Source organism: Metapseudomonas boanensis (assembly GCF_018704125.1).
GTDB lineage: Bacteria > Pseudomonadota > Gammaproteobacteria > Pseudomonadales > Pseudomonadaceae > Metapseudomonas > Metapseudomonas boanensis.
Genome location: NZ_JAGTIS010000017.1, coordinates 22,176 through 49,097, shown reverse-complemented (window position 1 = coordinate 49,097; position 26,922 = coordinate 22,176). Strand labels below are relative to the sequence as shown.

Genomic DNA, 26,922 nt, shown 5'->3' with positions numbered 1-26,922 from the left:
CATTAGCTAACGCCGACAGGGCCAATGAGTTCGCCCCCACAGGAAAAGCTGTACCAGCGCACGAAAGGGATAGTCGGTAGCAACGCACACATTCGTTCGATAAACGAACAGATAGTCGATTATCGGATTGTTTGAGGGGCGAGGGGAGGTTACTTTTTCATCACCCGGCGCTCCATCGCCCTGGATAACAACACGAGATCGACCATGGCTGAACTCCTCTCTCTTCGCGAAGCGGTCGAACGCTTCATCAACGACGGCGACACCGTTGCCCTCGAAGGTTTCACCCACCTGATTCCTACTGCCGCTTCCCACGAAATCATTCGTCAGGGCAAGAAAGACCTGACCCTGGTGCGCATGACCCCCGACCTGGTCTATGACCTGCTGATTGGTGCTGGCTGTGCGAAGAAGCTGGTGTTCTCCTGGGGAGGAAACCCCGGTGTCGGTTCGCTGCACCGTCTGCGCGACGCGGTGGAAAAGCAGTGGCCGCATGCCCTGGAGATCGAAGAGCACAGCCACGCCGACCTGGCCAACTCCTATGTGGCCGGCGCGTCGGGCCTGCCGTTCGCCGTGTTGCGTGCTTATGCCGGCTCCGACCTGCCGAAGGTCAACCCGCTGATCAAGACCGTTACCTGCCCGTTCACCGGTGAAGTGCTGGCTGCCGTGCCTTCGGTACGCCCGGACGTGACCGTGATCCACGCGCAGAAGGCCGATCGCAAGGGCAACGTGCTGCTCTGGGGCATCCTCGGCGTACAGAAGGAAGCGGCCCTGGCGGCCAAGCGCTGCATCGTCACCGTGGAAGAAATCGTCGACGACCTGAACGCGCCGATGAACGCCTGCGTGCTGCCGACCTGGGCCCTGGCCGCTGTTTGCCATGTTCCCGGTGGCGCCCATCCGTCCTATGCCCATGGCTACTACGAGCGCGACAACCGCTTCTACCAGGCCTGGGACCCGATTGCCCGCGACCGCGAAACCTTCACGGCCTGGATCAACGAGTACATCCGTGGCACCAAGGATTTCGCCCAATTCCAAGAAAAAATCGCCAAAGCCAAGATTGCGGAGGCCAAGTGATGAGCGCCTACACCACCAATGAAATGATGACCGTTGCCGCTGCCCGTCGCCTGAAGAACGGCGCCGTCTGCTTCGTCGGCATCGGCCTCCCGTCCAAGGCTGCCAACCTGGCGCGCCTGACCTCGTCCCCCGACGTGGTGCTGATCTATGAATCTGGCCCCATCGGCGCAAAGCCAACAGTGCTGCCGCTGTCCATCGGTGACGGGGAGCTGGCCGAAACCGCCGATACCGTTGTGCCGACTGGCGAGATCTTCCGCTACTGGCTGCAAGGTGGCCGCATCGACGTCGGCTTCCTCGGTGCTGCCCAGGTGGACCGCTTCGGCAACATCAACACCACAGTGATCGGCGACTACCATCAGCCGAAAGTACGCCTGCCCGGCGCCGGCGGTGCCCCGGAGATCGCCGGCTCCGCCAAGGAAGTGCTGATCATCCTCAAGCAGTCGCACCGCACCTTCGTCGACAAGCTGGCCTTCATCACCTCGGTCGGCCATGGCGAAGGCGGCGATCACCGCAAGCAGCTCGGCCTGCCCGGCAAGGGGCCGGTCGGCATCATCACCGACCTCTGCATCATGGAGCCGGAAGCCGGCACCAACGAATTCATCGTCACCTCGCTGCACCCGGGTGTGACCCGTGAGCAGGTGATTGCAGCAACCGGCTGGCCGATCCGCTTCGCTGCCGAGCTCAAGGAGACCGTCGCGCCGAACGAAGAGGAACTGACCGCGCTGCGCGCTCTGGAAGCCCGGACTGCCGCCGCCCATGGCCAGCAAGGAGGTGAGGAATGAGCCGCGAGGTCTACATCTGCGACGCCATCCGCACGCCCATCGGTCGCTTCGGCGGCTCCCTGGCCCCGGTACGTGCCGACGATCTGGCTGCTGTCCCGATCAAGGCACTGGTCGAACGCAACCCGCAGGTCCAGTGGAATCTGCTCGATGAAGTGTTCCTCGGCTGCGCCAACCAGGCTGGCGAGGACAACCGCAACGTCGCCCGTATGGCGCTGCTGCTGGCCGGCCTGCCGGACAGCGTGCCCGGCGTGACCCTGAACCGACTCTGTGCCTCGGGCATGGATGCAGTGGGCACCGCGTTCCGTGCCATCGCCTCGGGCGAGATGGAACTGGCGATTGCCGGTGGCGTGGAGTCCATGTCCCGTGCTCCTTACGTCATGGGCAAGGCTGACAGCGCTTTTGGTCGCAGCCAGAAGATCGAGGACACCACCATCGGCTGGCGTTTCATCAATCCGCTGATGAAGGCCCAATACGGCGTCGACGCCATGCCGCAGACTGCTGACAACGTCGCTGATGATTACAAGGTGAGTCGTCAAGACCAGGACGCCTTTGCCGTGCGCAGCCAGCAACGCGCCGGTCGCGCCCAGGCCGAAGGCTTCTTCGCCGAAGAGATCGTCCCGGTGGTGATCAAGGGCAAGAAGGGTGAGACCGTGGTCGACCAGGACGAGCACCTGCGTCCGGACACCACCCTCGAAGCCCTGGCCAAGCTGAAACCGGTCAACGGCCCGGACAAGACCGTCACCGCTGGCAACGCCTCCGGCGTCAACGACGGCGCCGTGGCGCTGATCCTGGCCTCCGCTGAAGCGGTGAAGAAACACGGCCTGACCCCGCGTGCGAAAGTGCTTGGCATGGCCAGCGCCGGCGTTGCCCCGCGCGTAATGGGCATCGGCCCGGTGCCGGCAGTCCGCAAGCTGATGGAGCGCCTGAACCTGGCTATCGGCGATTTCGACGTGATCGAGCTGAACGAAGCCTTCGCCGCGCAAGGACTGGCCGTGATGCGTGAACTTGGCATCGCCGACGACAGCGACAAGGTCAACCCCAATGGCGGCGCCATCGCCCTTGGCCACCCGCTGGGTGCCAGCGGCGCGCGTCTGGTCCAGACTGCCTTGCACCAGCTGGAGAAATCCGGCGGCAAGAAAGGCTTGGCGACCATGTGCGTGGGCGTAGGTCAGGGACTCGCTCTTGCCATCGAGCGCGTGTGATCGTGTCATTTATGGCCTGCTAGTGGAGCTACGAACCTGTAGGAGCTAGCTTGCTCGCGAATGAACGGCGAGGGTGCCTGTTCGCGAGCAAGAACTCGGTGTCCGCCTCGCTCCTACAAGTGCGGTTGCCTCTACAATTGGCGGACACACCCACTTTCCGCATTTTGGAGCACTGGCTTGAACAGCCCGAGCAACCAACTCTTCGATGCCTACTTCACCCAATCGGCCATGCGCGCGGTGTTTTCGGACCATGGCCGGGTGCAGGGCATGCTGGATTTCGAAGCCGCGCTGGCTCGCGCCGAGGCGAGTGTCGGGCTGGTCCCGGCAGAAGCCGTGGCGCCCATAGCGGCGGCGTGCAAAGCCGATAGCTATGACTTCGCTTCCCTGGCCCAGGCCATCACCAGCGCCGGCAATTCCGCCATTCCCTTGGTCAAGGCCCTGGGTAAGCAAGTTGCTGCCAGCAGTGCCGAGGCCGAGCGCTTCGTGCACCTTGGCGCCACCAGCCAGGACGCCATGGACAGCGGTCTGGTGCTACAACTGCGCGCTGCCATCGTGCTCATCGAGCAGGATCTGGCGCAGTTGGCCGACGCCCTGGCCGTGCAAGCACAACGCTATGCGGAAACCCCGCTTGCTGGCCGCACCTGGCTGCAGCAGGCCACCCCCGTGACTCTAGGAATGAAGCTCGCCGGTGTGTTGGGCGCCATTACCCGTCATCGCCAGCGTCTGGTCGAACTCAAGCCGCGCCTGATGTGCCTGCAGTTCGGCGGCGCGTCTGGCAGCCTGGCTGCCCTGGGCGACCAGGCCTGGCCGGTGGCCGAGGCCCTGGCCCGTGAGCTCGACCTTAACCTCCCTGACCAGCCGTGGCATACCCAGCGTGACCGATTGGTGGAATTCGCCAGCCTGCTGGGGCTGATCGCCGGCAGTCTCGGCAAGCTGGGCCGTGACCTCAGCCTGCTGATGCAGACTGAGGCCGGCGAAGTGTTCGAGCCTTCCGCGCCCGGCAAGGGCGGTTCGTCCACCATGCCGCATAAGCGCAACCCGGTCAGCGCGGCTGTGCTGATCGGCGCCGCCACCCGTGCACCGGGATTGGTCTCCACCATGTTCGCCGCCATGCCGCAGGAGCACGAGCGCAGCCTCGGCCTCTGGCATGCCGAGTGGGAAACCTTGCCTGAGCTCAGCTGCCTGGTATCCGGCGCGCTGCAACAGGCGTTGCTGGTAGTGCCGGGACTGGAAGTGGATGCCGAGCGCATGCGCCGTAATCTCGATCTGACCCGGGGTCTGGTGCTGGCCGAGGCGGTGAGCATCGCCCTGGCCCAGCGCATCGGCCGCGATGCCGCGCACCACTTGATCGAGCAGTGCTGCCGACAGGCGGTGAAGGAGGGCGCGCACCTGCGCAAGGTCCTTGGTGCCAATGCCGAGGTGACCGCGCAATTGTCTGCCGCTGATCTCGACCGTCTGCTCGATCCCGCACATTACCTTGGCCAGGCCCGCCGCTGGGTGGACCGTGCCATTACCGAACACCGTGATTTCTCGCGTTAGGAGACTTGCATGCCTGCCGTAACCCTCGCCGATGGCGACCTGAACTACTTGCTCGAAGGCCCGGCCGGTGCGCCGGTTCTGGTCCTGTCCAACTCGCTGGGAACCGACCTGCACATGTGGGATGAGCAAATCCCGGCGTTCACCGAGCAGTTCCGCGTGCTGCGCTACGACACGCGTGGCCACGGGCAGTCGCTTGTCAGCGAAGGCCCCTACAGCATCGAACAACTGGGCCGTGACGTGTTGGCCTTGCTGGATGCGCTGGACATCGTCAAGGCGAGTTTCTGTGGTCTTTCCATGGGCGGCCTGATTGGTCAGTGGCTGGCCATCAATGCGCCTCAGCGTATCGAACGTCTGGTGCTGTGCAATACCGCCGCCAAGATCGGCAGCCCGGAAGTCTGGAATCCGCGCATCGACACCGTGCTGGCGGGCGGCGCCCAGGCCATGCGCGATCTGCGCGATGCCTCCATCTCTCGTTGGTTCACCGCCGAGTTCGCGGAAGCCCAGCCTGCCAAGGTCGACCCCATCGTCGGCATGCTGGCTCAGACCTCGCCTGCAGGTTACGCCGCGAACTGCGCGGCGGTACGCGATGCCGATTACCGAGAGCAACTGGGCAGCATCGTCGCGCCGACGCTCGTGGTTTGCGGTGACGCCGATCCGGTGACGACGACCGAGCACGGTCGCTTCATGCAGGAGCACATCCGTGGTGCCGAACTGGTGGAGTTCCACGCTGCGCACCTGTCCAACGTCGAAGCTGGTGAGCTGTTCACCCGCCGAGTGCTGGATTTCCTGACCGCCTGATTGCGCCTCTTGTGTAGGAGCGAGCCCTGCTCGCGAATGTCGCGAACATAAGGGCTTTGCGAGGAAGCTCGCGCCTACAGGGCACCTGATCCATGGAGTCGAAAATGGACGAGAAAGAACGCTACGAGGCCGGCATGCAGGTACGCCGTGCTGTGCTGGGCGACGCCCATGTAGACCGCAGCCTGCAGAACCTGACGCCGTTCAACGAAGAATTCCAGGAAATGATCACCCGGCATGCCTGGGGCGATATCTGGACGCGTCCCGGTCTGCCCCGGCACACCCGCAGCCTGATCACCATCGCGATGCTGATCGGCATGAATCGCGAAGGCGAGCTGACGTTGCACCTGCGCGCGGCCAAGAACAATGGCGTAACCCGCGACGAGATCAAGGAAGTGATCATGCAGAGCGCCATCTACTGCGGTATTCCCGCAGCCAACGCTACCTTCCACCTGGCTGAGGCCGTGTGGGATGAGCTTGGGGTCGAATCGCTGGAAGGTTGATTCACTGCAGGGCTGGACGCCGCCAGGGCCACGCATCCTGGCGGCGTTTTTTCATGCTCGGGAAAAGGCTAAATTCGCAGCCGCAATATCTCGGCTCTCGACCGGCATGCCGGCAATATGGCATCCGGCAATGTAGCCAAAGGTCATTGCCGGACCCAGATTGATCCCGCCCGACGGATAGTGCCCGCCCAATACACTGGCCATATCAGCGCCCGCGGCGTAGAGGCCGGTAATGGCCTGGCCGTCTGCATTCAGAACGCGGGCCTGACTATCAGTGCGCAGGCCGGCGAAGGTGCCGAAGCAGCCGGGCTGGACTTTTACCGCATAGAAAGGTCCCTGCTCGATGGGGGTAACGCAGGGGTTGGGGCCCTGATGCAGCGGATCACCACTCTTGCGATTGAACGGGGTGGACCCGCGACCGAACAGCGGATCTTCACCCTTGCGCGCATGCTGGTTGAACTCGGCCACTGTGTTGGCCAGCCCCACCGGATCGATGCCGCATTCGCCAGCAAGCTGCTCGATGGAGTCGCCACGCTTCAGGTAGCCATTACGCACATATGGCCACAGCGGGATGGGCGCAGGGCGGGCGAAGCCAAGGCCGAAACGGCGTTGGAAACGGTGGTCGCAAATCAGCCAGGAGCAGGCTTCTTCGCCTTTGGGTACAGCCTCCACCATGGCCGACACGTAGTCGTAGTAACCGCCGGCTTCGTTGACGAAGCGTTTGCCGTTCCTCAATACACCGATCACACCCGGCTTGCCGCGATCGATGATGTGGGGGAAGTGGCCAACGCTGCCGTCGGGGTAGGGGACCTTGGAAACTGGTGCCCAGGCTACGGGTGATTTCAGGTCATCGGCCACCAGGCCACCAACGGCTTCGCCGAGGCGCAAGCCGTCGCCGGAGCAGGCGCTGGGCGGCAGTGCCAGGTTGTCGTATCCGCTGGCATCGCGCGGGAACATCGCCTTGCGCCGTTCTGGGTCGTTCGGGAAACCACCAGCGGCCAATACCACGGCTTTGGCACGAATGCTCAGCTCCGCGCCCGCATGTTGGATCACTGCGCCGCACACCCTGCCATCCTCGACGAGCAGTCGCTTGGCCGGCGCTGACTCGAGCATGTGCACGCCAAGGTCGTCGGCAGACTTGGCCAGGCGCCCCACCAGCGCCACACCGTTGACCAGATGCATGGCTCGCCCATAGCGCGCCAAGTGGTAGAGATGTGCACCGAAACGCTTGGCCACATAGGCGAAAGCACGCAGCGAGCGGGTCATGCCAAGGAAGGCGGCGAGGTCAGCGCCGGCCATGATCGGCATGCCCATGAACGAAGTTTCGCGCATGGTCTTGCGTAGGCGCGGCAGCAGGGCGCCGACTTCGCGGGCGTCGAAGGGCGCTGCGATCACTTGATGACCGCCGCTGGCGGCGCCGGGCGTGTTGCCATGCATGTCGGGGATGCCATTGCCATCGACGAACTGCAGGGCAGTGTGCTGTTCGAAAAAGCCGACCATATGCGGGCAGGCCTCGAGAAAGGCGTCCACCAAGTCGGCACGATAGTGATTGCCCAGTTCATTGCGCAGGTAGGTGCGTGGCTGTTCGATGTCTTCCTCAATGCCGGCGCGGCGAGCCAGCGGATTACGTGGCACCCACATCCAGCCGCCGGACCAGGCGGTTGCGCCCCCCAGCACCGGGTCTTTCTCCACCAGGATCACCTTCTGTCCATGGAAGGCTGCCGTTACCGCCGCGCTGAGCCCTGCTGCGCCGGAACCTATGATCAGGACATCGCATTCCATCGAGCGTGACATGGGTGAATCGGAAGGCATCGGGATTTCCTCTTTTTTCTATTTATGGAACGTTGTTCCACATTTTAAAGAGACGTTTCCGAATCGCCAAGGAAAAGAGTTGGCCAAGCGATGAGCAGCAGGGATAAGCGCGAGCTGAACAAGAAAGGAAATCAAATGGGGATATACGGATATGAATAATATTGTTGCTGTGGTTCGTATGCGGAGTAAACTGAAGCTACCCAACAGACAGGGGAGTTGCCATGAGCATTCCTGCAAGAGCGCCTGCGCTAGAAATCCAGAGTGGCGACGCAGGGCGTGTCGCCCTCAAATTCTTCTTCAACCTGATGGACAAGTGGGGTTGCACCAAGGAGCAGCAGCGCACGCTGCTGGGCTCGATCGGCAACACGACCTACTTCAGCTACAAGAAACTGCCGAGCGTGCGATTGCCCCACGATACGCTGGAGCGGATTTCCTACTTGATGGGCATCCACAAGGCCCTGCGCATCCTGTTCAGCAACCAGGAGGCACGCGCCTACGAGTGGGTGCACAAACCCAACAGCGCTGCGCCTTTCAATGGGCGCAGCGCCCTGGAATACATGCTGGGCGGGCAAGTTGTCGACGTGGCCGATGTGCGCCGCTATCTGGACGGAGTGCGGGGCTGATGACGCAATCGCTCGCGGAACTGCTGCCCGAGTGGGGTAAGGCCTATCGGTTGGTCAATAGTTCGTTCCCGCCGATCTCGGTATTCGAAGACACATTGGACCCGGCTGAGCTGGAGCTGGCTTACGCCATAGAGGCCATGACCAATGACCGCTTGCGTGACCAGGTAGGTGAGATTGCCCGGGTGCTGCCGCAGGACCGGGTCAGCGGTGCCGGGGCGACGATCGTAATGGCACCGTTCACCCACATCGGCCGCGCCAGCCGTTTTACCGACGGCTCCTACGGCGTCTATTACTGCGCCAACTCCGTCGACGCTGCGATTGCCGAGACGCGTTATCACCAGGAGCGATTCTGGCGGGCAACCCAGGAGGCCAGTATCGAGATCACCATGCGGGCCTATGTGAATCGAGTGGTGAGCCCTATGGTCGACGTGCGCGGCCTTGCCCAACTGCATGATCCCGACCCGTTGAGCTACGCCGCCAGCCAGGCGTTCGCCGGGCAGTGGCGGAACGCCGGGAAGTGGGGGCTGCTCTACAACAGCGTGCGCTTGCCAGGGCATGAGTGCGTGGCTGCTTTCCGTCCTCCGGCGGTGACCTTGCCCGTCCAGGCGCAACATTTTCGCTATCTGTGGGACGGTAGGACCCAGACGATTTCCTGCGTGCTGAAGGTCAGTCCGGTGAAGGCATAAGTCGAGTCCTACGTTGTGTGAAGACAATTCCAGGGAGTGGGCAGGGAGGGGCGGTAAGACGTGAAGCTACGTCAGCCGCAGGCTGTACGGGTATCATTTCCCGTCTGCCAAATAGTCAAGGAGGGCAATTTGTGGTGCACAGATCCGCTTTCAGTCCCAGGTCAACGCGTGGAGAGCCGCCGAGCGTCAGGCTGAAGCTCACCGATGGGTTGCCGCAATCCGGAGCTAAGCTGCCTGCATGACAACGGAACCTTTCATCAGCGCCCAGGAGTCCGGCCTGCAGATCGGCGGTGACTGGACGCTTGCCCACTACGGCAAATTGCAGACTCAGGTGGACACCGTGCGCGGTGGCCTCGGCAGTGGCGTAGCAGTTGATCTCAGCGCCCTCGGCTCGCTGGACACGGCCGGTGCGGCGCTGATCGTCGAGCTGCTCGGCGTCAGCCGCATGGCTGACCTTGATGCGACGATGCCTAACCTGCCTGCGGAGCGGCGTGCATTGTTGCAGGCCGTCGCCACGGCCATGGCCCTGGGGGGCAAGGAGGCCAAGGCCCCGCGCCGTTCGGCGTTGATCGAACTGTTGGAAAACATCGGTAAGGCAGTCCAGGGGTTTTGGGAACAAGCGGTTGCCTTGCTGGGATTCACCGGTCTGGTGCTTAGCTCGATGTTCACCATCCTTCTGCTCCCTGGTCGGTGGCGTATCACCTCGCTGGTCGCGCACCTGGAGCAGAGCGGACTCAACGCCGTACCCATCGTTGCGTTGCTGACCTTCCTTGTCGGCGCGGTGGTGGCGTTCCTCGGCGCGACCATCCTCGCTGACTTCGGGGCCAGCATCTACACCGTCAATCTGGTGGCGTTCTCGTTTCTGCGGGAGTTCGGCGTGCTGCTCACCGCGATCCTCATGGCCGGCCGCACAGCGAGCGCGTTCACTGCGCAAATCGGCTCGATGAAGGCCAATGAAGAGATCGATGCAATTCGCACATTGGGCCTCAGCCCCGTGGAACTGCTGGTGTTGCCCCGGGTGTTCGCCATGCTCATCGCACTGCCGATGCTGACCTTCATCGCGATGCTCAGCGGCATGGTGGGCGGTGCCGTGGTGTGCGCCCTGGCATTGGACATCTCTCCATCGATGTACCTGTCGATCCTGCAGGAGAACATCGAACTCAGGCACTTCCTGGTGGGTATCTGCAAGGCACCGATCTTTGCCTTCCTGATCGCGGTGACCGGTTGCCTGGAGGGCTTCAAGGTCACCGGCAGCGCGCAGTCGGTGGGCGAACGGACCACCTCCAGCGTCGTGCAGTCCATTTTCGTCGTCATCGTGCTGGATGCGATTGCCGCGTTGTTCCTCATGGAGGTGGGCTGGTGACGGGTGAAGCGATCATCGAAGTACGCGGCCTGTGCAACCAGTTTGGAGCCCAGGTAGTGCACGACCACCTCAACCTCGACCTTGTGCGTGGTGAGGTGCTCGGTGTGGTGGGCGGCTCGGGCACCGGCAAGTCCGTGCTTCTGCGTTGCATCCTCGGCCTGCGCCATCCCAACGCCGGTACAGTGCGGGTATTTGGTGAAGAGTTGCTGGCCTTGCCCCCAGGGCGGCGCTCCCAACTGGAACGTCGGTTTGGCGTGCTCTATCAGCGCGGCGCCTTGTTTTCCTCATTGACCGTCACCGAGAACATTGCACTACCGTTGATCGAGCATGCGGGCCTGGATCGTCCCTCTGCTGAACGGCTTGCACGTGTGAAGCTAGCCTTGGTTGGCTTGCCCGTGGAGGCTGGGGACAAATACCCCACCGAGCTTTCTGGGGGCATGATCAAACGCGCCGCCCTGGCGCGCGCGCTGGCCCTGGACCCGGACATCCTGTTTCTCGACGAGCCCACAGCAGGACTGGACCCCATCGGCGCCGCTGCGTTCGACCATCTGATTCTCACGCTGAGGGATGCCCTTGGGCTAAGTGTGTTCCTGGTCACCCATGACCTGGACACGCTCTACACAATCTGCGACAGGGTCGCCGTGCTGGCGAAGAAGCACGTCCTGGTGGCCGATCGACTGGAGGTCGTGGCCGCCAATGGCGATCCCTGGATCCAGGAATATTTTCACGGACCGCGCGGTCGCGCGGCCGAGCAGGCCGCATCGCGCGTGCCGGGGAGTGTTTGAATGGAAACTCGTGCCCACCACGTCATGATCGGTCTGTTCACCGTGCTGGTGGTCGGAGCCGCCATGTTGTTCGCCTTGTGGCTGAGCAAGTCCAGTTCCGACCGGGAGTTCCGCGAGTACGAAGTGATATTCACCGAAGCCGTAAGTGGCCTCTCGAAGGGCAGTGCGGTGCAGTACAGCGGCATCAAAGTCGGCGAAGTCGTGTTGTTGCGACTGGACACCAAAGACCCGCGCAAGGTCAAGGCACGCATCCGTGTCGTCGGCGCTACGCCGATCAAGGAAAACACCCGCGCACGCCTGTTCATCACCGGCGTTACCGGTACGGCAGTGATCCAGTTGCACGGTGGCACCCCCTCAAGCCCGTTGCTCCAGGGCAAGGATGGCAGAAGACCGGTGATTGTCGCCGACCCATCTCCCATTGCGCGCCTCATGGCCGGTGGCGAGGATCTGATGATCAGCATCACGACGCTGTTGGAGCAAGCCAACAAATTGTTCTCCAGCGACAACATCGCACGCGTGTCGGAGACCCTCGCCAATCTTGAGCAAACCACTGCGAGTTTCAACGGCCAACGGAATGAGTTGGCCCAGACCCTGAAGCAGATCAACTCCGCAACTGCCGAAGCTGCGGCACTGATGCACAACGCCAATACGCTCATCAATGGTCATGGCCGCGAAGCAGTGGCCAATGCTGGAGCGATGTTGGCATCCCTCGAGCGCAGCAGCCGGAATATCGAGCAATTGCTAAACACCAACCGCGACGCGCTGGACGGCGGACTCAAAGGTATTGGCGAACTGGGCCCGGCCATTGCCCAGTTGCGCGACACGCTGGAGGCCCTGCGTTCATTTTCCCGGCGCCTGGAGGCAGACCCTGCGGGGTACTTGCTGCGCAGCGACACCATCAAGGAGTTCCAACCATGAAGCGGATCTTTCCTCTTGGCGTGCTGCTGGTGAGCAGCTTGCTTGGCGCGTGCTCGATACTTCCCGAGCGCGAGGAACTGGATGTCTACGTCCTGCCGACGAGCAATCCGCCCTCTCGTGTGCAGGTGAAGGCTGTCGACTGGTCTCTCAGGGTGAACCGTCCGCAGGCCAGTCAGACGCTCGATAGCACGCGGATTGCGGTGGCGCCTGCGGGGGATCGACTCAGCGCCTACAAAGGCGTGCGCTGGAGCGACCGGGCGCCCGTGTTGGTGCGGGATCGACTTGTCGACGCATTTCTGTCGGACGGGCGGGTAGGGGAGGTCAGCAGCGATGACAGCCGCCTGCAGGCTGACCTGGAACTGACTGGAGATTTGCGCGCCTTCCAGAGCGAATACCGCTCCGGCACTCCGGAAGCCCACGTATTGCTGGACGCGCGCCTGGTTCAAAGCGGGACTCGGCGTATCGTCGCCAGCCAGCGTTTCGAGGTCCGCGAACCCGCCACCGGCACATCGCCTGAGCAGGTGGTGACCGCGTTTGGCAAAGCCAGCGACACGCTTTCAGCCAAGGTGCTGGAGTGGACGCTGGCCAAAGGGCGCGGGATTACCGAGTCGAAATGACACGCCCCCGCGCGCATTCAGGTGGACTGAAGCCGCGGGCAGAATGCTGACGATTCTGGCCTTGGCTCCGTCCGCTCATTCCCCACCCCCTCCAACGACGGCCCTGTCAGCAGCACAATCCGGTTGACCAGACGTGAGTCGCGCTCCGTTTCAATCAGCCCACCAGGTTGCCAGCCGCTGCTGGTGCGCCCGGTGCGCTGCCTCCTGCACCGTGGGTGCGAAGCGCAAGGATGTACCCGGCAGGCATTGGGCGAGCCGCGCCACTGCCAGTGGGGTGAGAGCGCCAAGGCGGGGGTACCCGCCAATGGTCTGGCGGTCGTTGAGCAATGCGATGGGCTGACCATCTGGCGGAACCTGAAGGGCGCCCAGACCGATCCCTTCGGACACCATCGATTGGCGCTTGCATTCCAGCACCGGTCCAAGCAGGCGCACGCCCATCCGGTCGGAGCGGGTATCCACTGTCCAGTCGCTGTTGAACGCATCGAACAGGCTCTGACCGGAGAAGTCGCCGATCTGGGCGCCCAGTATCACCTCCAGCTGAACCTCGCCGGCCAGGTCAGGGATGCCCGCACGCGGCATGACCCGCGGCTTGGCGGCTTCTCCGTGCCAGGTGAGCTGGTCACCCGCCGCGAGCGCCTTGCCGTCCGCATGCAACCCGCCCAAGGCTTCCCGGCCAACGCAGGCCAGGCTACCGAGCTGAAGTTTGCCCAGAAAGCCGCCGGGTGCAGCCAAATAGGCGCGTGCGCCCCGTCGAGGATGGGCGAATGCCAGCCGTTGTCCGGGGCTCACCTTGAAATGGCTCCAGAGCGGCAGCGGCTGGCCATCGAGGGTAGCCCCGAGGTCGGCACCGGCCAGGGCCAGGCAGCCGTCCTGCTGGCAGGTCAGCGAGAAGCCACCGAGGCCGATCTCCACCACCGCCGCGTCCAGCGGGTTGCCCAGCAGCCAGTTGGCCCAGCTCATGGAGACCCAGTCCATTGCTCCTCCCTGGGTTACGCCCAGGTGACGGCAGCCAAAGCGGCCACCGTCCTGCAGGAGGATGAAGGGCGTGCTGGTTTCGATGCGCAGGCCTTGCAGCGCAGACATTGCGGTCATTGCGGAGTCTCCAGCGGGGTGTCGTCACCGCCCAGACGGACGAATTCTGCGTGATCGACAGGTTCGAAACGTACGCGGTCGCCGGCCTTCAGCAGGCTGTAGCCTTCCAGCTCAAGGTCGAACAGGCGGATCGGGCTGCGCCCCAGTAGGTTCCATCCTCCGGGCGAGGCGACCGGGTAAACGGCGGTCTGGCGCTCGGCGATGCCGACGCTACCCGGCGCAATGCGCTTGCGAGGCGTGGCTAATCGAGGGCTGGCCAGGGCCTCCTCGACCAGGCCCATGAAGGCAAAGCCGGGCGTGAAGCCAAGGGCGAACACCTGATACTCGCGATGGCTGTGGCGCTTGATCAGCTCAGCTACCGGAATGCCTTTTCGCTGCGCCAGCGGTTCGAGGTCGGGCCCCACCTGCGGGTCGTACCAAGTGGGGATGCGATGGTAGCGGCCGCTGGCGTGGTGCTCTGGCTCCAGGTCGCGCAAGGCTTCGGCGATCCGCTCGCGAGCCTGGCGTGGGGCCAGGTGGCGCAGGTCGTAATGCAGCAGCAGCGTAGTGTAGGAGGGCACCAGGTCTACCAAGTGTTCGCCAAAGCTTTGCCGCAAGCGTGTTCCAGCCGCCATCAGCCAGGGCATGTTGGCTTCGTCGATGCGGTCGAACAGGCGCAGGATGAAGCTGTCGATCGTAGCCACTTCGATTCGCAGGTGTGGCGTGTTCATTGGGCCTCCAGCGCATCCAGGGCTTCGCGGATGTGGCGCACGGCGGCGACCGAGCCGGGGTTGTCGCCATGTACGCAAAGGGTATGGGCGCGCAGCGGTAGGGCGCTGCCGTCGCTGGCCACGAGGGGCTTACCGCTCGCGATCGCGACGGCCTGGGAAATCACTTGCCCAGCCTCGTGGTGTACCGCCCCGGGAAGATTGCGCGAAACCAGGAAGCCATCTGCGTCGTAGGCACGGTCTGCGAAGGCTTCAAACCAGAGCGTCACGCCGCACTCATCGCCAATGTCCTGGGCCGGCGTGTTGTCGCGGGTGCTCATCAGCATCAGCGGCAATTGCGGATCGTAGGCGGCCACGGCACGCATCACCGCCGCGAGTATCTTCGGGTCGCGCATCATGTCCTGATACAGCGCGCCGTGCGGCTTCACATAGCTGACCCGCGCGCCTTGGGCGCGACAGAGGCCGTCGAGGGCGCCGATCTGGTAAAGCAGCAAGTCTTCCACTTCGGCCGGGCTGCAAGCCAGGGAGCGGCGGCCGAAACCGACCAGGTCCGGATAGCCTGGATGGGCGCCGATGCTGACCCTATGTTCGATGGCCAGGGCAATGGTGTGGTGCATGGTGCTGGGGTCACCGGCATGGAAGCCACAGGCGATGTTGGCGCAATCGATCAGCGGCATCACCTCTGCATCCAGCCCCATCTTCCAGGCGCCGAAGCTTTCTCCGATATCGCAGTTCAGCAGCAGTCTGCTCATGGTCTGTCCTTCAGCTATCGAGCCGGTCCTCACCACAGCGCCAAGCTGTAGCTGAGGATCAGGCGGTTTTCGTCGAGATCGTTGGTAAAGTTGGAGTGCACCGTGGCATTGCGCCATTTCAGGCCGAGGTTCTTCAGCGGGCCGCTCTGGATCACGTAGGCGATATCGGTGTCGCGCTCCGATTCCTCGCCATCGTCCACCGCACCAAGCTGGACCTGGTCGCCGGATACATAACGGCTCATGAAGGTCAGGCCCGGCACCCCGAGACTGGCGAAGTCGTAGTCGTAACGCAGCTGCCAGGAGCGTTCACCAGCATTGGCGAAGTCGCCGATCTGCACGAAGTTGACCAGGAAGGGATCGCTGCCCGCTATGTAAGGAAAGGGATCATCGCCGGCCATCTTCTGGTAGCCGGCACCCAGCGCGTGTCCCTCGATCCTCCAGGTGAACAGCGCGCCGAACGCCTCGTTGTCCAGCTCACGGAAGCTGCCGTCCTCGCGGGAGCGGGCATAGCGCATATCGCTCTTGAGTGACTGCGTACCGCCAAGCGCCAGGTTGTGGGTTAACCCGACGAAGGTCTGCGCGTAGATGCCTTCCAGCTGACCATAGTGAAGGCTGGTGGTCAGGGCTGGGGTGATGCGGTAGTCGCCTCCGGCAAAGGTGAAGGCATCGCTACGCCCCCCAATGCGATTGGCGCTGAACTCCTGGTAATCGCTGGAACTGTTCAGCTTGATGCGGTCGAGGCGGCCGCCCTGCAGGGTCAGGCTCTCGATCTCCTGCACACCGAGCAAGGCGCCACGAAAGAGTTGCGGCAGCAGTCGAGAGTCGTTGGCCGAGACGATTGGACTCTTGAAGTGCAGGGCGCCGGCCTTGAGCAGGCTATTGGAGATCTTCATCTTGCCGGTCAGGCCGAGCTTGGAGTACTCGTCCTGGGAGCCGCCGCTACCGCGGTCAGCAGGCAGCAGGCCGGTGCCAGCGGTGCCGTCGCCGGAGTCGAGCTTGACCCCGAGCAGGCCGATGGCATCGGCTCCGAAGCCTACCGGGCCCTTGGTGAAACCGGATTCGACTCGCAGCAGGAAGCCCTGGGCCCATTCTTCGGCCTTGTCGCGGGCGCCGGTTTGGCGAAAGTCGCGATTGAAGTAGTAATTGCGCAGTTCGAGGCTGGCATGGCTGTCTTCGATCAGCTCGGCCTGGGCGAGCAGCGGCCAGCCCAGGCCGCTGCCGGCTAACAGCGCGGCAGCCAGACGGGTGTTCGGGTGCATGGGGAAATCCTGGGTGTGGAAGGGGCCGATCAGATTTCGAGTTGTTTGCCGCGGGTTTCCGGCAGGCTGAGGGCCGCGAGGATCACCACCCCGTAGGACACCGCGGCGAATCCGCCGATGCCCAGGCTGAGCGGGACGTGCTGGCTGATCATGCCGATCAGCATCGGGAAGAGGGCAGCAATGGCGCGGCCGGAGTTATAGCAGAAGCCCTGACCCGAGCCGCGGATACGGGTGGGGAAGAGCTCGGTGAGGAATGACCCCATGCCGCTGAAGATGCCCGAGGCGAAGAAACCCAGGGGGAAGCCCAGCCAGAGCATGGCCGCGTTGCTCACTGGCAGCTGGGTATAGAGCAACACCACGGTGAAGGAGCCGGCAGCGAACAGAATGAAGTTCTTCTTGCGGCCGATCAGGTCGGTGAGGAACGCACTGATCACGTAGCCGACATAGGAGCCGATGATGACCATGGCCAGGTAGCCACCAGTGCCCAGCACGGTCAGGCCGCGTTCGGTCTTGAGGAAGGTCGGCAGCCAGGAGGTGATGGCGTAGTAGCCGCCCAGCGCTCCGGTGGTCAGCAGCGACGCGCGCAGGGTGATGCTGAGCATGCCAGGGGCGAAGATCTCGTAGAAGCTGACTTTTTCCGCCCCCTGGTTGTGCTTGCGGGCCTCTTGGTAGATTTCCGGCTCCTTCACCAGGCGGCGGACCACCATCACGAACAGCGCAGGCAACAGACCCAGCATGAACAGTGCACGCCAGGCGTCTTCCGGCGGCAGCAGGCTGAACATCAGGGAATAGAGAATGGCGGTCATGCCCCAGCCGAGGGCCCAGCCGGACTGCACCAGTCCCACGGCCTTGCCGCGGTCCTTGGCCTTGATCACTTCGCCGATCAGCACGGCGCCAGCCGTCCATTCGCCGCCAAAGCCGAAGCCCATCAGGGTGCGAGCGACCAGCAATTGCTCGTAGCTTTGCGCGATGCCACAGAGGAAGGTGAAGAACGCGAACCAGAGCACCGTCAATTGCAGGGTCAGCACACGGCCGATGCGATCGGAGAGGATGCCGGCGACCCAACCGCCAACGGCGGAGGCGAGGAGGGTGAGCGTGTGAATGAATCCGGCTTCGCCCGTGGTGATCCCCCAAATCGCAATGAGCGTGGGGATGACGAAACTGAGCATCTGGGTGTCCATGCCGTCCAGGCCATAGCCGATCTTGCAGCTCCAGAAGGTCCGGCGCTCCTGCTTGTTCAGGTCCCGATACCAACCGAAATAGCCGCCCTGGTCCACGTCCAGGCCGCCCGCATGGGTCGCTTGTTTTTCCATGGTGTTCTCCGATCGCTGTTCTTGGCGTTGTATGAGCATTCGGTGGATGCGGAGTTGGATTGCCGCAGCCTGTGGCGGCATTCTTGGGCGCTGTCGAAGCCAGCGTCCAACTAATTAAAACGGCCGGGGGGGATAAGAAATTCCGATACCCGCGCGACTCGTCGAACAACGATCATATGGCGGCACACCCGGGCACGTTCGTCGAATGAACCCATTGCATGGCACAGGAAGTGCTTGAATTTACTCTGTCTATCATCGTTAGCGGCGGCCCTGGCCGGCGCAACTTCACTGATTGCCGGTAGCTGTCATGAACCTCAAGTTCCTCGAAACCTTCGTCTGGGTCGCCCGCCTTAAAAGCTTCCGGCTCACCGCTGAAAAGCTGTTCAGCACCCAGGCCTCCATCTCCAGCCGCATAGCCGTACTGGAGGACGAACTCGGGGTGAAACTGTTCGTACGCGACTCCCGGGGTGTGACCCTGACGCCTGAGGGACACAAGGTGCTGGAGTACGCCGAGCAGATGATGGACACCATGCATGCGCTCAAGCAGTCCATCGACACCAGCAGCACCGCCCAGGGGCGCATCCGCATCGGAGCGATGGATACCGTCATCCATACCTGGCTGAGCCCACTTGTCTCGAAGGTGATGGAGGAATTCCCTGCGGTAGAGATCGAGCTGATGGCCGATACCGCACGCAATCTTTCCGAGCAGTTGCAGAAGGGCTATCTGGACCTGATTTTCCAGACCGACCCGCTGCGTCATGAGTCTGTACTCAACCTGGAGCTGGGCAGCTACCCGATGCGCTGGATAGTCTCGACCGGCTCGATCTATCACCGCGATTACGCCTCATTGGCTGAGCTGGCCAGCGAGCGGGTCGTTACCTTTTCCAAGCATTCACGCCCACATCAGGATGTGCTCAGCCTGCTGCACGCTAACGGTGTTGTGGCGCCCCGCCTGAGTTGCGTGAACTCGGTGGCGGCCATGACCCGCCTGTTGCGCGACGGATTCGGCATAGGTGCCTTGCCGCCGGCTCTGGTGAGTCGGCCATTGGAGCGTGGTGAACTGACCGTCCTGCGCATTGGTCCTCCGCCACCAGACCTGCCACTGGTGGTTTCCTGGCGCGGCGGTACCGGCCTGGAGCTGGTCGACCAGATTGTCGAGGTCAGCAAGGCGGTGGTCAGCGACTATTCGGAGAACGTCGGCAAGGACTGTTTCGTGCCGGCACCGCTGAACAAGGGGGCAGCGCGGTTACGGACCCTGTGATTCAACTTTCCTTATGCCCGGTCGCGGAAAGTTTTTGTTGGACGCCACGATGGTGGGCCGTCTAAAAGATCCGCCATTCCCTGCACTGGAGTGGAGCCGGCAGATGACCTCGAAAACCTTGAATGCACTCGCCACCCGTACGCCGCGCGAGCTGCGCCAGCTGATTCGCCGAGGTGACTATACCGGGCACACCAGCGGCCTGGGACAACGTCATCTACAGGCGAATATCGTCATCCTGCAGCGTTCCTGGGCGGACGAGTTCCTGCGCTTCTGCGTCCTCAATCCCCGATCCTGCCCACTGCTCGATGTCACCGAACCCGGTTCGCCGTATTTCGAGAAGCTTGGCAGCGACGTCGATGTGCGCAGCGACGTGCCGCGTTACCGCATTCATCGCCGCGGGCAGCCATATCAGGAAGTGACCGATATTGGCGAGTATTGGGAAGCCGACTTCGTTGCCTTCGCCATCGGCTGCTCCTTCTCCTTCGAGCAGGCGCTGCTCGATGCCGGCATCCGGATGCGGCATATCGATATGGGCCGCAATGTCGCCATGTACCGCACATCCATCGACACCATTCCGGCAGGGCGCCTGGCCGGGAAAATGGTGGTTTCCATGCGCCCTATGAAGGCTGTCGATGCGGTACGTGCCATCGAGATCACCTCGCGCTTCCCCATGACCCATGGCGCTCCCGTGCATATTGGTGATCCGACCCTGATCGGCATCAACGACCTACAGGCTCCCGACTTCGGCGACCCGGTGCCCATCGCCGAGGATGAGATTCCGCTGTTCTGGGCTTGCGGCGTCACGCCCCAGTCAGTCATCGCCGAAGCTTCGCCGGAACTGTGCATCACCCATGCGCCTGGGCACATGCTGGTGAGCGACAAGCTTTATGGCGAGCTCTGACACCTGAAGGCACTCAGGAATCGAATAGTGTCAACGCCGACCTTTGGCGCTGACACCAGGTTTCAGCCTCCCAACGGTCAGCGCCCGGCAGCTGCAAGCTTGAGCTCCCGTGTATCCTGTGGATCCTTCGGTCCTCAAGCCTTGCCGACGGACTCCGTCTGCTGCCTGATCTGAGAGTGAGAGAGGCGAAGAGTTTCAGGCCTGATACGACGGCCAATGCGTCATCGCTCTTTGGCAAAACAGCCCGCGATCGCCTCTCTGACCCGCAACACTGCCGTATCCACCTGTGCCACGGTGCGCCAGCCTAGTTCGATCGGGTAGCCCGGCAGTGTCAAAGGGCAGGGCAGCATGGCCAGCCCTGTGGCGCGGGACACCGCTTCGGCAGCATGGCTGGGGATGGTCGCAATGGCCGCCGTGCCCTGTAGCAAATAGGAGAGGGCCGCGAAGTGGGTGGTCGAGGCGCTGATCCTCCTGGTCCGTCCCAACGTCGCCAAGGCCTCATCGACGATGCCGATAAAGCCGCCGGAAGAAACCAGGATCTGCTCGCGCTCCACAAACTCTTCCACGCTCAAGCTGTCCTGCCCCGGCATCAGGCTATGGGCATCCACCAGGCAACGGTAATCCCCCTCTGCCAACACCTGGCGGCTGAGCATGCGCTCATTGAAACCACCGGCAGTAATCGCCAGATCGATGCTGCGCTCGATCAGCGCGTTGGCGACGATCTGGCTGTGGGTCTGCCGGAAGATCAAGCGCAAGCCCGGCGCCTGCGACCGCACCTCAGCGATTAGTCGCTGCCCGTAGGCAATCTCGAAATCATCCGACAGCCCGAGCGTTACCGCGCGCCCCGTGTAGTTGCTGGCGTGCGGATCGAGCAAGGTCAGGCTCTGCCGGCACTTGTTCATAGCCTCGCCGATCAGTGGCTTCAACTGGTTGGCGCGCAACGTGGGCGCCAGTCCACGCCCGGTGCGTACGAACAAGGGGTCGTCATACAGGTTGCGCAACCGTCGCAGCGCCGCACTCACCGCCGACTGGGTAATGCCCAGGCGCAATGCTGCGCGGCTCGCACTGGCCTCGTCATGCAACGCCTCGAATACCTTGAGCAAATTGAGATCAACGTCGACGATATTCATCTTGTTCATATCATTCAGTAGCGGATATGGCTTTATTCATGATTCAGCAGCCGCTGACAATGCGCAACGCCCACCGCATATCCAGGAGCAAGACAGACATGCCCAAGTCCATCGTAGCGGCCCTACAGATCGGCTCTCTGCCCGCCGGCAAGGCAGAAACCCTCGAACAGATCCTTTCTTATGAAGCGGCCATCCGTGAGGCAGGCGCCAATCTGGTGGTGATGCCCGAAGCCCTGCTGGGCGGCTACCCCAAGGGGGAGCGCTTCGGTACCCAACTGGGCTACCGCCTGCCGGAAGGCCGGGAAGCATTTGCCCGTTATTACGAAAATGCCATTGATGTGCCCGGCGTTGAAACCGATGCGCTGGCCGCGCTTTCTACCCGCACCGGGGCCAATCTGGTGATAGGCGTGATCGAGCGCAGCGGCCACAGTCTCTACTGCACCGTGTTGTTCTTCGATCCGGAGGCAGGGCTTGCCGCCAAGCACCGCAAGCTCATGCCGACCGGAACCGAGCGGTTGATCTGGGCCAAGGGTGACGGCTCGACCCTGCCGGTGGTCGAGGGCCAGGCCGGCCGCCTCGGCTCTGCCGTCTGCTGGGAAAACTATATGCCGCTGCTACGCACAGCCATGTATGCCAAGGGCGTCGACATCTGGTGCGCGCCCACCGTCGATGAGCGGGAGATGTGGCAAGTCACCATGCGTCATGTCGCCTGCGAAGGCCGCTGTTTCGTGGTCAGCGCCTGCCAGGTCCAGGACTCGCCGAAGGACCTTGGCCAAACGATCGAGAACTGGCCCGCCGAACGTCCGTTGATCAACGGCGGCAGCATCATTGTCGGCCCGCTGGGCGATGTCCTGGCCGGCCCTCTGGTGGGCGAGCGCGGCCTGCTGGTGGCGCAGATCGATACCGATGAACTGGTGCGTGCGCGCTACGACTTCGATGTGGTGGGGCACTACGCACGGCCCGACGTGTTCGAACTGACGGTGGATGAGCGGGCCAAACCCGGCGTGAGGTTCATCTGAAGTAGAGGACTCATCCCTGGCTCCGGCAAAGAGCAGATAGGCGCGGACTGTCTACACTCATCGGACCGCGCCAACGCGCGACATCATCATGCCAAAAGGCGCAAGGGGCGAGCCATGACTCAGAGTTACAAGGGTGCCTGTTTCTGCGGGGCGGTCGAGCTCACTGTCACCGGTGAGCCGGTAGCCGCCGGATTCTGTCACTGTGCATCATGCCGGAGTTGGTCAGCCGCGCCGGTAAACGCGTTCAGCCTCTGGAAGCCCGAGGCTGTGACGATTACCAAAGGCGAGGACAACATTGGCGTCTACCACAAGACCGAGAAGAGCTACCGGAAGTTTTGCAAGACGTGTGGCGGACACTTGCTGACAGACCATCCACCTTTCGGTCTGGTCGATGTGTACGCCGCCACCATCCCCACCTACCGCCATGAGCCCATGCTTCATGTTCACTATCAGGAGGCAGTGCTCAGGATCAAGGACGGGCTGCCCAAGATGAAGGATATGCCCAAGGAAATGGGTGGGTCGGGCGAGACACTGCCGGAGTAGTTTGCCAACCGCCCTGAAGCATGCAGCCTGCTTCGGGGCGATTGGTTGTCGCCAATGAGCTCGTGTGATCAGTCAGGCTCACGCAGCTATTGCTCAATCTCGTTCCAATCTACCGGGGCCATCGCCAAAGCCAGCTGCATGCGGCTATTCGTGAGGGTCAAGCGCAGGATCTGTGAGACGTAGAGCTTTACGGTATTTTCCGTAAGTCCGAGTTCGCACGCGGTCTGGAAGTTTGTCATGCCCTTGCTGATTCTTCGGGCGACTTCGAGCTGGCGTTGAGAAAGCATATCGAAGGGCGGTGGGACTGATAGCTTTGGTCTGAACCCGACTTGAGTGGGGGGATCGACCGGCCTGCGCCGACGCTTGTTGACTTCGCCGTAGAGTTCGTCAATCGATTCAGCCAATGAGCTTACACATGCTGGTCAACATCGGCGGCAAGGCGTGTTTGCCCGGAATGGAACGATTGCCGTGATGTAATCAGCGCGCCTTGCCATTCCGTTCTCGTGCCAACTGGTCAGCACGTGGGTACACGTGAGGAGCCTCAATGCGCTGCTTCAGTTTGGCCGCGAAGTCCCTGGCGCAGCGCTCATGACGGAATTGCACCCGCCGGATGCCAAAGTGCACAGCCCAAAGCTCTTCGCTGTGGCTGGATAGATGCTCGATTCTAACGGGCATGTTCGTGTCTCCAGGGCCATTCAGTGGTCAGAAATGGATTTCGGCATTCTTTATTCCAAGGTCGCGGAGTTCATGGATCAGGTCATCCAGATTCGCAAAGGATTCGACCTCCTCACGCTCATCGACCAGGAAATAGCTTCGTCCCGCGTCTTTCTTGAAGAACACGATCCACTCTTTGGTGTTGGTAGGGTTCGCGATTACATGGGTGTCGAAGGAAATGCCTTCGGCATGCCTGAGTTTCACATCATTACGATTCATCTGAGTCACCACGCTGCATGCGCGCTCGCGCGCCTCTACTCAAAACGAGTGCTATCTCGGCAGCATCTCGGCATTTGATCAGCATCGATGCCTCGCCCGACAGAAGCTGGAGGGGAGACATTTACCATTATCACAAGATGTTAATATTATGCACATGCGCCGATACAGGAGCTAGTCATGATTGCCGTACGTGAAGCGTGGATTGCGGGGTTGTTTGGCCGGGCGCACTGGGGGCGTAACCTGGTTTCCGGGGTGATAGTGGGCATCGTGGCATTGCCCTTGGCCATGGCGTTCGCCATCGCCTCAGGAGTCAAGCCGGAGCAGGGCATCTATACGGCCATCATTGGTGGCGTACTGGTATCGCTCCTGGGAGGAAGCCGTTTGCAGATCGCTGGGCCAACCGGAGCCTTCATCGTCATCCTGGCTGGGGTAACAGCGAAGTACGGTGTGGATGGTCTGCAACTCGCCACCATGATGGCGGGCGTCATCTTGTTTCTTCTGGGAGTCACTCGACTCGGTGCCATCATCAAGTTCATCCCCGACCCGGTGATCGTCGGCTTTACCGCAGGGATCGGGGTGATCATCTGGGTGGGGCAGTGGAAGGACTTCTTTGGCATCCCCAACATCATCGGCGAGCACTTCCATGAGAAGCTCGTGCACCTGGTGCAGGCGCTACCGAATTTGCATGTGGCCACTACCTTGCTCGCGGTAGGCAGTCTTGCCTTGATCATTGCGGCCCCCAAGCTGCCGGGGCTGAAGAGGGTGCCAGGCCCACTAGTGGCGATGGTCTTTGCCACGGCCGTCCAGTCGGCATTCCATTTCGAGGGAGTGGCGACAATCGGCAGTGCTTTCGGTGGAATTCCCCAAGGGCTGCCCGAACTTGCCTTGCCTGATATCGCGCTGCCTCGCGTCATCGAACTGATTGGCCCAGCATTCGCCATTGCCATGCTGGGCGCTATCGAGTCACTGCTTTCCGCGGTGGTGGCCGATGGCATGGCGGGCACCAAGCACGATTCCAATCAGGAGCTCATCGGGCAAGGCGTCGCGAATTTTGTCGTGCCGTTGTTCGGTGGATTCGCCGCCACTGGCGCTATTGCCCGTACTGCCACCAATATCCGAAACGGTGCCACCGGACCATTGGCCGGGATTACGCATGCCCTGACCCTGCTGCTGATCATTCTGTTCCTGGCGCCTTGGGCTTCGAACATTCCGCTGTGCGCGCTGGCCGCTATCCTGTTTGTCGTCGCGTACAACATGAGCGAAGTGAAACACTTCATACGAATGGTGCAGCGTGCACCGCTCGCTGATGTGGCGATCCTGCTTGTTACCTTCAGCCTGACCGTGTTCAGCGACCTGGTGATCGCGGTGAACATCGGAGTCATCCTGGCCATGTTGCAGTTCATGCGGCGCATGGCCTCTTCGGTCGAGGTGCAACAGGTCGTCGAGGAGGAGTTGGAAAATGAACTGCGCGTCAATGGGCAAACCCGACTGCCGCCTGGAGTGTTGGTATATACGATCGAGGGTCCGCTGTTCTTTGGCGCGGCAGAAACCTTTGAGCGTGTGCTGGCGCAGACTCACACCGATCCGCGCATGTTGGTCATCCGCCTAAAGCGAGTGCCGTTTATGGACATCACCGGCCTGCAGACGCTGGAGGAGGTCATCCAACAGCTACATAAGCGGCGTATCGTAGTGAAATTATGCGAGGCGAACCGGAAGGTACTGAGCAAGCTCGATAGGGCGGGTGTTCTGCAAGCCATCGGTACGGAGCACTACCACGACGATTTTGCTGCTGCACTCGCGTCCAATGGGGCGTCGTAGGCCCCCGGACAACACTCAAGCTCTTGATTTGGGTGAGGTCAGTTGGCCCGAAATTGGCCAACTCCCTTGCGGCGTCATGCTTTGGTGTTGTTAGCCAGCTTGCTCTTGGTGACGTAAGTGACGCCATGATTGTCCAGGTACTCGCGGATCAGTTGTCGCACCACCTGCGAAGGCGTCAGGTCTTGTGCTGCGCACAGCTCCTCGAACGCTTTCTTCTTGTGGGGGTCGATGAGTACGGTAAGTCGCGCAGTCTTGCTTTCCACAGATACCTGCTCATTCAATTTGAGGGATGTTAATCAAATTGTAATTGACGGACCTGGCACTGTCACCGAAGTGGCGGGCTTTGGCGATCGGTTTCTGGCGTTGGCCTGATCCATGCCCGACCAGAAGCAGAAGCGTGCGGGAAAAGACAGATGCGCGCGTCAGTGTCCACGTGTGGGGCCGAGTAAGGGCAAATCGAGGCGAGCGCGTGAGCGATGCCTAAGAAATAGATAGTCCGAGTTCGAGTGGCAGGTGCGCGCTGCCAATTATATTCACTATTCATTTCGGTGAACTGGCGTTGCTGCTGCCTGCTGCCTGGCCTTGGATCTGTTGACGCTCTTTAGCTTCTTCTGCAGGTCCTGATGGCGTTGCTCGAGGAGCATATTTGCGGTTTTCTCGGTGCTGAGCTGACTCTGCAGGGCTGCCAGTTCCTGGGATTTCTGCTCCAGAAGACGCTGTTGGCTGTGCTGCTCCTTCTGGTGCTGTCGGGCCTCGGTGTGCAGGCGCGCATTGTCACGGTTCAGCTGAGTCAGCTCGTCCTGCTTGACGATCAACGTCTGCCGCAGCTGACGCAGCTCCAGTTGCAGCTGTTGCGTCTGGGTTTCATGCCGGCGTTGCTCCTGCTCGCGCTGTTCCTTGCTCGCCTGGCGATAGTGCTCCAAGGCCTCGCGGGCGTGTTGATGCTTATTTTCCAGCGAACGGATCTGTTCGTCGCGATCCTGAACGCGCGCTTCCAGGTCGCGGTTGGCCTGCAGCAGCCGGGCGTTCTCGACCTCGGTCTGTTGGCGCAGCTGCTGCGCCTCCTGCTGGGCGGCCTGCAGCGCTTGTAGCTGCTCGGCAAGGCTAGTGGTGTGACCTTCGAGCTGCTGAATACGGCTCTCAGCCTCGCGAACCTGTGCCAGATACCCCTGACGTTCACGGGCCAATTGCTCGCGTTCTCCAGCCACCGCAGCCTGGGCTTCGTCCTGGAGCTGATCGGCGAGCTGCCCCACCAGATGACTGAGCTGCTCGCTAAGTGTGAAGACCGCCCCGCCTTGGCCCTGCTCGGCGGCGTCCAATTCCTTCAGGTAGCGGTGAATGGTGGTTTTCGACCCAGTGTTGCCGAGTTCGATGCGCACCGCGTCGATGCTCGGGTGCTCACCGCGGGCGAGGATAGCGGTGCGGGCTTTTTGCACTACGGCCTTGTTGATACCACCACGCGCCATATTGGCCCCCTACAATTACGTACTGTGATACATAC

At 62.1% G+C, this 26,922-nt stretch carries 28 protein-coding genes and 1 pseudogene; 17 read left to right on the top strand and 12 right to left on the bottom strand.

The window, feature by feature from the left end:
* The first annotated feature begins 204 nt into the window (after positions 1–204).
* The 6 genes from J7302_RS22570 (at position 205) to pcaC (ending at position 5,889) form a co-directional block, all read left to right on the top strand.
* Positions 205–1,068 (top strand): CoA transferase subunit A, encoded by an 864-nt coding sequence (locus J7302_RS22570; RefSeq protein ID WP_215379978.1) that lies wholly within the window; start codon positions 205–207, stop codon positions 1,066–1,068.
* Complete coding sequence (locus J7302_RS22565) at positions 1,068–1,850, top strand: CoA-transferase subunit beta (protein WP_215379976.1); 783 nt, start codon at positions 1,068–1,070, stop codon at positions 1,848–1,850. Before J7302_RS22570 ends, J7302_RS22565 begins: the two co-directional genes overlap by 1 nt.
* Entirely contained in the window at positions 1,847–3,052 is a 1,206-nt protein-coding gene (pcaF, locus tag J7302_RS22560) for a 3-oxoadipyl-CoA thiolase (RefSeq protein WP_215379974.1), read from the top strand. The genes J7302_RS22565 and pcaF overlap by 4 nt, the downstream gene beginning before the upstream one ends.
* 177 nt (positions 3,053–3,229) lie before the next feature.
* Entirely contained in the window at positions 3,230–4,591 is a 1,362-nt protein-coding gene (locus J7302_RS22555; RefSeq protein WP_285899570.1) for a 3-carboxy-cis,cis-muconate cycloisomerase, read from the top strand.
* A gap of 9 nt (positions 4,592–4,600) precedes the next feature.
* On the top strand, positions 4,601–5,389 hold the full coding sequence (gene pcaD / locus J7302_RS22550; protein ID WP_215379969.1) for a 3-oxoadipate enol-lactonase: 789 nt from the start codon (positions 4,601–4,603) through the stop codon (positions 5,387–5,389).
* A gap of 104 nt (positions 5,390–5,493) precedes the next feature.
* Positions 5,494–5,889, top strand: coding sequence for a 4-carboxymuconolactone decarboxylase (pcaC, locus tag J7302_RS22545; protein WP_215379966.1), 396 nt, complete (start codon positions 5,494–5,496; stop codon positions 5,887–5,889).
* A 51-nt stretch (positions 5,890–5,940) separates the two neighbouring features.
* On the opposite strand, the gene J7302_RS22540 is transcribed toward pcaC, so the two are convergent.
* Positions 5,941–7,701 (bottom strand): FAD-dependent oxidoreductase, encoded by a 1,761-nt coding sequence (locus J7302_RS22540; RefSeq protein ID WP_215379963.1) that lies wholly within the window; start codon positions 7,699–7,701, stop codon positions 5,941–5,943.
* A 221-nt stretch (positions 7,702–7,922) separates the two neighbouring features.
* Between J7302_RS22540 and J7302_RS22535 the strand changes: the two genes are divergently transcribed.
* The 6 genes from J7302_RS22535 to J7302_RS22510 all read left to right on the top strand — a co-directional run bounded on the left by J7302_RS22535 (position 7,923) and on the right by J7302_RS22510 (position 12,693).
* Entirely contained in the window at positions 7,923–8,324 is a 402-nt protein-coding gene (locus J7302_RS22535) for an MbcA/ParS/Xre antitoxin family protein (RefSeq protein WP_215379961.1), read from the top strand.
* Positions 8,324–9,010 (top strand): RES family NAD+ phosphorylase, encoded by a 687-nt coding sequence (locus tag J7302_RS22530; RefSeq protein ID WP_215379959.1) that lies wholly within the window; start codon positions 8,324–8,326, stop codon positions 9,008–9,010. The genes J7302_RS22535 and J7302_RS22530 overlap by 1 nt, the downstream gene beginning before the upstream one ends.
* Positions 9,011–9,248: 238 nt before the next feature.
* The gene (locus J7302_RS22525) at positions 9,249–10,373 is read left to right on the top strand and encodes an ABC transporter permease (RefSeq protein ID WP_215379957.1); all 1,125 of its coding nucleotides are present in this window, start codon (positions 9,249–9,251) and stop codon (positions 10,371–10,373) included.
* Positions 10,370–11,158, top strand: coding sequence for an ABC transporter ATP-binding protein (locus J7302_RS22520; RefSeq protein WP_215379955.1), 789 nt, complete (start codon positions 10,370–10,372; stop codon positions 11,156–11,158). The genes J7302_RS22525 and J7302_RS22520 overlap by 4 nt, the downstream gene beginning before the upstream one ends.
* On the top strand, positions 11,159–12,076 hold the full coding sequence (locus J7302_RS22515) for an MlaD family protein (protein WP_215379953.1): 918 nt from the start codon (positions 11,159–11,161) through the stop codon (positions 12,074–12,076).
* Positions 12,073–12,693: an ABC-type transport auxiliary lipoprotein family protein gene (locus tag J7302_RS22510; RefSeq protein WP_215379951.1), complete on the top strand. Its 621-nt coding sequence runs from the start codon at positions 12,073–12,075 to the stop codon at positions 12,691–12,693. Before J7302_RS22515 ends, J7302_RS22510 begins: the two co-directional genes overlap by 4 nt.
* A 150-nt stretch (positions 12,694–12,843) precedes the next feature.
* On the opposite strand, the gene J7302_RS22505 is transcribed toward J7302_RS22510, so the two are convergent.
* From J7302_RS22505 to J7302_RS22485, 5 genes are read right to left on the bottom strand one after another with little or no spacing between them, the layout of a single operon-like run.
* Positions 12,844–13,776, bottom strand: coding sequence for a 5-oxoprolinase subunit C family protein (locus tag J7302_RS22505; RefSeq protein ID WP_215380075.1), 933 nt, complete (start codon positions 13,774–13,776; stop codon positions 12,844–12,846).
* A gap of 5 nt (positions 13,777–13,781) precedes the next feature.
* Positions 13,782–14,495, bottom strand: a complete 714-nt coding sequence (locus tag J7302_RS22500; protein ID WP_215379948.1) for a 5-oxoprolinase subunit B family protein — start codon at positions 14,493–14,495, stop codon at positions 13,782–13,784.
* Entirely contained in the window at positions 14,492–15,244 is a 753-nt protein-coding gene (locus J7302_RS22495) for a 5-oxoprolinase subunit PxpA (protein WP_215379945.1), read from the bottom strand. Before J7302_RS22495 ends, J7302_RS22500 begins: the two co-directional genes overlap by 4 nt.
* 29 nt (positions 15,245–15,273) lie before the next feature.
* On the bottom strand, positions 15,274–16,503 hold the full coding sequence (locus tag J7302_RS22490) for an OprD family porin (protein ID WP_215379941.1): 1,230 nt from the start codon (positions 16,501–16,503) through the stop codon (positions 15,274–15,276).
* A gap of 29 nt (positions 16,504–16,532) precedes the next feature.
* Positions 16,533–17,816, bottom strand: a complete 1,284-nt coding sequence (locus tag J7302_RS22485; protein ID WP_215379938.1) for an MFS transporter — start codon at positions 17,814–17,816, stop codon at positions 16,533–16,535.
* Between the two features lie 307 nt (positions 17,817–18,123).
* On the opposite strand from J7302_RS22485, the gene J7302_RS22480 reads away from it, so the two are divergent.
* Together J7302_RS22480 and J7302_RS22475 are read left to right on the top strand one after the other, a co-directional pair.
* On the top strand, positions 18,124–19,077 hold the full coding sequence (locus J7302_RS22480; RefSeq protein WP_215379936.1) for a LysR family transcriptional regulator: 954 nt from the start codon (positions 18,124–18,126) through the stop codon (positions 19,075–19,077).
* 103 nt (positions 19,078–19,180) lie between these two features.
* Positions 19,181–19,978 (top strand): putative hydro-lyase, encoded by a 798-nt coding sequence (locus J7302_RS22475; RefSeq protein ID WP_215379934.1) that lies wholly within the window; start codon positions 19,181–19,183, stop codon positions 19,976–19,978.
* Between the two features lie 221 nt (positions 19,979–20,199).
* On the opposite strand, the gene J7302_RS22470 is transcribed toward J7302_RS22475, so the two are convergent.
* Positions 20,200–21,117 carry a LysR family transcriptional regulator gene (locus J7302_RS22470; protein ID WP_215379932.1) on the bottom strand — a complete coding sequence of 306 codons (918 nt, stop codon included), beginning with the start codon at positions 21,115–21,117 and terminating at the stop codon, positions 20,200–20,202.
* Between the two features lie 89 nt (positions 21,118–21,206).
* Here J7302_RS22470 and J7302_RS22465 point away from each other — a divergent pair, with 89 nt between their 5' ends.
* Positions 21,207–22,127 (top strand): carbon-nitrogen hydrolase family protein, encoded by a 921-nt coding sequence (locus tag J7302_RS22465; protein ID WP_215379929.1) that lies wholly within the window; start codon positions 21,207–21,209, stop codon positions 22,125–22,127.
* A gap of 114 nt (positions 22,128–22,241) precedes the next feature.
* A complete protein-coding gene (locus J7302_RS22460; protein ID WP_215379927.1) occupies positions 22,242–22,670 on the top strand; it encodes a GFA family protein in 429 nt (142 codons plus the stop codon).
* An 86-nt stretch (positions 22,671–22,756) separates the two neighbouring features.
* Here J7302_RS22460 and J7302_RS22455 read toward each other — a convergent pair.
* The 3 genes and pseudogenes from J7302_RS22455 to J7302_RS22445 all read right to left on the bottom strand — a co-directional run.
* Positions 22,757–22,963 (bottom strand): annotated as a pseudogene (locus J7302_RS22455) (helix-turn-helix domain-containing protein); the annotation flags it as partial.
* A 184-nt stretch (positions 22,964–23,147) separates the two neighbouring features.
* A complete protein-coding gene (locus J7302_RS22450; RefSeq protein ID WP_215379923.1) occupies positions 23,148–23,345 on the bottom strand; it encodes a hypothetical protein in 198 nt (65 codons plus the stop codon).
* Positions 23,346–23,372: 27 nt separating this feature from the next.
* Entirely contained in the window at positions 23,373–23,603 is a 231-nt protein-coding gene (locus J7302_RS22445) for a hypothetical protein (protein ID WP_215379920.1), read from the bottom strand.
* Positions 23,604–23,780: 177 nt separating this feature from the next.
* Between J7302_RS22445 and J7302_RS22440 the strand changes: the two genes are divergently transcribed.
* A complete protein-coding gene (locus J7302_RS22440) occupies positions 23,781–25,421 on the top strand; it encodes a SulP family inorganic anion transporter (RefSeq protein ID WP_215379916.1) in 1,641 nt (546 codons plus the stop codon).
* A 74-nt stretch (positions 25,422–25,495) separates the two neighbouring features.
* On the opposite strand, the gene J7302_RS22435 is transcribed toward J7302_RS22440, so the two are convergent.
* The gene (locus J7302_RS22435) at positions 25,496–25,684 is read right to left on the bottom strand and encodes a ribbon-helix-helix protein, CopG family (RefSeq protein WP_215379913.1); all 189 of its coding nucleotides are present in this window, start codon (positions 25,682–25,684) and stop codon (positions 25,496–25,498) included.
* 273 nt (positions 25,685–25,957) lie between these two features.
* Positions 25,958–26,887: a DNA-binding protein gene (locus J7302_RS22430; RefSeq protein WP_215379910.1), complete on the bottom strand. Its 930-nt coding sequence runs from the start codon at positions 26,885–26,887 to the stop codon at positions 25,958–25,960.
* Positions 26,888–26,922: the final 35 nt, after the last annotated feature.

What these genes read in the sequence shown, in the direction of transcription:
- J7302_RS22485 (WP_215379938.1), bottom strand. Translation starts at nt 17,816, where the DNA reads ATGGAAAAACAAGCGACCCATGCGGGCGGCCTGGACGTGGACCAGGGC.
- J7302_RS22500 (WP_215379948.1), bottom strand. Translation starts at nt 14,495, where the DNA reads ATGAACACGCCACACCTGCGAATCGAAGTGGCTACGATCGACAGCTTC.
- J7302_RS22530 (WP_215379959.1), top strand. Translation starts at nt 8,324, where the DNA reads ATGACGCAATCGCTCGCGGAACTGCTGCCCGAGTGGGGTAAGGCCTAT.
- J7302_RS22525 (WP_215379957.1), top strand. Translation starts at nt 9,249, where the DNA reads ATGACAACGGAACCTTTCATCAGCGCCCAGGAGTCCGGCCTGCAGATC.
- J7302_RS22565 (WP_215379976.1), top strand. Translation starts at nt 1,068, where the DNA reads ATGAGCGCCTACACCACCAATGAAATGATGACCGTTGCCGCTGCCCGT.
- J7302_RS22460 (WP_215379927.1), top strand. Translation starts at nt 22,242, where the DNA reads ATGACTCAGAGTTACAAGGGTGCCTGTTTCTGCGGGGCGGTCGAGCTC.
- J7302_RS22510 (WP_215379951.1), top strand. Translation starts at nt 12,073, where the DNA reads ATGAAGCGGATCTTTCCTCTTGGCGTGCTGCTGGTGAGCAGCTTGCTT.
- J7302_RS22465 (WP_215379929.1), top strand. Translation starts at nt 21,207, where the DNA reads ATGCCCAAGTCCATCGTAGCGGCCCTACAGATCGGCTCTCTGCCCGCC.
- J7302_RS22475 (WP_215379934.1), top strand. Translation starts at nt 19,181, where the DNA reads ATGACCTCGAAAACCTTGAATGCACTCGCCACCCGTACGCCGCGCGAG.
- J7302_RS22535 (WP_215379961.1), top strand. Translation starts at nt 7,923, where the DNA reads ATGAGCATTCCTGCAAGAGCGCCTGCGCTAGAAATCCAGAGTGGCGAC.
- J7302_RS22540 (WP_215379963.1), bottom strand. Translation starts at nt 7,701, where the DNA reads ATGCCTTCCGATTCACCCATGTCACGCTCGATGGAATGCGATGTCCTG.
- J7302_RS22570 (WP_215379978.1), top strand. Translation starts at nt 205, where the DNA reads ATGGCTGAACTCCTCTCTCTTCGCGAAGCGGTCGAACGCTTCATCAAC.
- J7302_RS22470 (WP_215379932.1), bottom strand. Translation starts at nt 21,117, where the DNA reads ATGAACAAGATGAATATCGTCGACGTTGATCTCAATTTGCTCAAGGTA.
- J7302_RS22440 (WP_215379916.1), top strand. Translation starts at nt 23,781, where the DNA reads ATGATTGCCGTACGTGAAGCGTGGATTGCGGGGTTGTTTGGCCGGGCG.
- J7302_RS22490 (WP_215379941.1), bottom strand. Translation starts at nt 16,503, where the DNA reads ATGCACCCGAACACCCGTCTGGCTGCCGCGCTGTTAGCCGGCAGCGGC.
- pcaD (WP_215379969.1), top strand. Translation starts at nt 4,601, where the DNA reads ATGCCTGCCGTAACCCTCGCCGATGGCGACCTGAACTACTTGCTCGAA.
- J7302_RS22515 (WP_215379953.1), top strand. Translation starts at nt 11,159, where the DNA reads ATGGAAACTCGTGCCCACCACGTCATGATCGGTCTGTTCACCGTGCTG.
- J7302_RS22505 (WP_215380075.1), bottom strand. Translation starts at nt 13,776, where the DNA reads ATGTCTGCGCTGCAAGGCCTGCGCATCGAAACCAGCACGCCCTTCATC.
- J7302_RS22430 (WP_215379910.1), bottom strand. Translation starts at nt 26,887, where the DNA reads ATGGCGCGTGGTGGTATCAACAAGGCCGTAGTGCAAAAAGCCCGCACC.
- J7302_RS22445 (WP_215379920.1), bottom strand. Translation starts at nt 23,603, where the DNA reads ATGAATCGTAATGATGTGAAACTCAGGCATGCCGAAGGCATTTCCTTC.
- J7302_RS22480 (WP_215379936.1), top strand. Translation starts at nt 18,124, where the DNA reads ATGAACCTCAAGTTCCTCGAAACCTTCGTCTGGGTCGCCCGCCTTAAA.
- pcaC (WP_215379966.1), top strand. Translation starts at nt 5,494, where the DNA reads ATGGACGAGAAAGAACGCTACGAGGCCGGCATGCAGGTACGCCGTGCT.
- J7302_RS22450 (WP_215379923.1), bottom strand. Translation starts at nt 23,345, where the DNA reads ATGCCCGTTAGAATCGAGCATCTATCCAGCCACAGCGAAGAGCTTTGG.
- pcaF (WP_215379974.1), top strand. Translation starts at nt 1,847, where the DNA reads ATGAGCCGCGAGGTCTACATCTGCGACGCCATCCGCACGCCCATCGGT.
- J7302_RS22495 (WP_215379945.1), bottom strand. Translation starts at nt 15,244, where the DNA reads ATGAGCAGACTGCTGCTGAACTGCGATATCGGAGAAAGCTTCGGCGCC.